We start from the raw sequence: 1,988 nt of genomic DNA, 5'->3' as shown, positions 1-1,988 counted from the left end.
TCGGCGTGGGCGCAGCTGCTCGACGACTGCGGCACGAAGGCCGGGGTGAAGGTCAAGCGGACGGCCTTCGACACCAGCGACCTGTCGAACAAGGCGCTGCTGGCGGCGCAGCAGGACAACTCCGCCGATGTGCTCATCGTCGACAACCCGGTGGTCTCGACGCTGGCCGAGGCGGGCGTGCTGACCACGACCGACGAGAGCGAGCTGGACACCTCTCAGGTGGACTCGAACCTGCTGGCGGCCGGCCAGTCGGAGGGCAAGACGTATGGCATGCCGATCGGCGCGAACACCCTGGCCCTCTACTACAACAAGGAGGTGCTGAAGAAGGCGGGTGTGGACGTCGCGTCGGTGAAGGACTGGAAGTCGCTGACGGCGGCGCTGGCGAAGGTGAAGAAGGCCGGCAAGAAGGGCATCACGTTCTCGGCGATCGGCACGGAGGAGGGCAGCTTCCAGTTCCTGCCGTGGTTCTGGGGTTCCGGCGCGGACCTGGTCCATCTCGACTCCGACCAGGCCGTCTCGGCGCTGTCGCTGTGGAAGGGCTGGCTGAACAAGGGGTACGCGCCGAACTCGGTCATCAACAACACGCAGACGACGAGCTGGCAGGAGTTCGCCGGCGGCGACTACGCGTTCGCGGAGAACGGCACCTGGCAGCTCGCGAACGCGGAGAAGGCGGGCTTCGACTACGGCGTCCTGCCCATCCCCGGCGTCAACGGCGGCAACGCCGCGGCCCCGACCGGAGGCGAGTTCGTCACCCTCCCCGTGCAGAGCGACACCGGCCGCTACGCCACCTCCCGGAAGCTGGTTTCCTGCCTGACCAACGCGCAGAACCTGCTGGAGACGGACACCACCCTGTCCTACGTGGCGCCCACCGCCGAGGTACAGGACAAGCAGATCGCCGGGAAGCCCGAGCTGGAGCCCTGGGTCCACGCCGTCAGGGCGGCCAAGGGCCGCACCAGCGACGACCTGGGCACCCACTACCCGAAGATCTCCGAGCAGTTGTGGAAGGCCGTCCAGTCCGCCCTCAGTGGTGCGGGGTCGCCGAAGGACGCGCTGGCCAAGGCGCAGTCCGCCGCCCAGTAGCCGGGAACGGCCGGTCCGCGGATGAACCACGTGACACAGATGCCGGACCGCCGGCCCGCCCCGGTCCGTAAGGGGGCGGCGGCCACCGCCGCCCCCCGGCCGGCCGGCGCGCGAGCACGGCGCCGCCCTGCCTCCGCGCAGTGGGCCGCCTGGGCGTTCCTCGCCCCGGTCACCTGCTACCTCGTCCTCTTCTACGCCTATCCGCTCTACCGCAACCTCGATCTGAGCCTGCGCGACTACACCGTCCGCTCCTTCGTGCAGGGCGACGCCCCGTTCACCGGCCTGGCGAACTACACGAAGATCTTCGACGACCCGGCCTTCGCACCCGCCCTGCTGCACACCGTCGTCTTCACTACCGTGTGCCTGGTCTTCCAGTACGCGATCGGCCTGGCCCTCGCGGTCTTCTTCCACCAGCACTTCCGGCTCTCCGCGACCCTGCGGGCGCTGTTCCTGGTGCCGTGGCTGCTGCCGCTGATCGTGTCCGCGTCGACCTGGTCGTGGATGCTCAACAGCGACTCCGGCATCGTCAACGCGGCCCTGCACGCCGTCGGCGTCGGCCCGGTGAACTGGCTGACCTCCCCCGACTGGTCGCTGACCTCGGTGATCATCGCGAACATCTGGATCGGCGTCCCGTTCAACCTGGTCGTCCTCTACAGCGGCCTGCAGTCCATCCCCGCGAGCCTGTACGAGGCCGCCGCCCTCGACGGCGCGAACGCCTGGCGACGCTTCTGGAGCATCACCTTCCCGCTGCTGCGCCCGGTGTCCGCGATCACGCTGCTGCTGGGGCTGGTCTACACGCTGAAGGTCTTCGACATCATCTGGATCATGACCAAGGGCGGCCCCGCCGACTCCTCGACGACCTTCGCCACCTGGTCCTACCAGCTCGGCTTCGGCAACCTCCTGCCCGC

At 68.9% G+C, this 1,988-nt stretch carries 2 protein-coding genes; both read left to right on the top strand.

What is annotated here, in order from left to right:
* On the top strand, window positions 1-1,080 hold a 1,080-nt coding region (locus SMA5143A_RS42330; RefSeq protein WP_107468081.1), incomplete at its 5' end, for a sugar ABC transporter substrate-binding protein.
* 21 nt (window positions 1,081-1,101) lie between these two features.
* On the top strand, window positions 1,102-1,988 hold an 887-nt coding region (locus tag SMA5143A_RS42325), incomplete at its 3' end, for a carbohydrate ABC transporter permease (protein WP_107468080.1).

The sequence above is a fragment of the Streptomyces sp. MA5143a genome (assembly GCF_900290235.1).
In the GTDB taxonomy this organism is placed as follows: domain Bacteria; phylum Actinomycetota; class Actinomycetes; order Streptomycetales; family Streptomycetaceae; genus Streptomyces.
The sequence above is the reverse complement of the archived record's forward strand: the minus strand, read 5'-3'. Positions and strand labels throughout refer to the sequence as shown.